The sequence below is a fragment of the Microbacterium sp. Leaf351 genome (assembly GCF_001423825.1).
Classification (GTDB): Bacteria; Actinomycetota; Actinomycetes; order Actinomycetales; family Microbacteriaceae; genus Microbacterium; species Microbacterium ginsengisoli.
This window is the reverse complement of record NZ_LMPK01000038.1, coordinates 144,275-144,660: the sequence shown is the minus strand read 5'-3', so window position 1 is coordinate 144,660 and position 386 is coordinate 144,275. Positions and strand designations below refer to the sequence as shown.

The following is a 386-nucleotide window of genomic DNA, read 5'->3' as shown; positions in this document are numbered from 1 at the left end:
CCCCGGGCAACGGCGACTGGGTGGCATCCGGAATCTCGGCCTACGCGAAGTCGAAGGGTATCGATCTCGTCGGCAATGTGCTCTCCGACCCGAACGAGAGCAACTGGCTTCCGCTCGTGAGCCAGATCTCCTCGAGCGGCGCGACGAGCCTCGTCATCGCGGACCCGGCGCCGATCACCGCGTCGATCCTCACCGCGGCCGAGCAGCAGGACGCGAAGGGGTCGATCCAGTGGTCGTGCACGGCATCCTGCTACGACAAGCAGTTCGGGCAACAGATCGGCCAGTACTGGGACGGCTTCGTCGCCAACTCCGAGCTGCAGCTCGTCACGACCACGACCGGCGCCGACCAGACCCTCTGGAAGGCCGTGATGGACAAGTACGCGGCC

1 protein-coding gene is annotated in these 386 nt (G+C 66.3%); it reads left to right on the top strand.

Translation table 11 applies throughout. The annotated features are described in order from the left end of the window. Positions 1-386: ABC transporter substrate-binding protein (locus ASG00_RS15515; RefSeq protein WP_162238403.1), on the top strand; the 386-nt coding region annotated here is incomplete at both ends.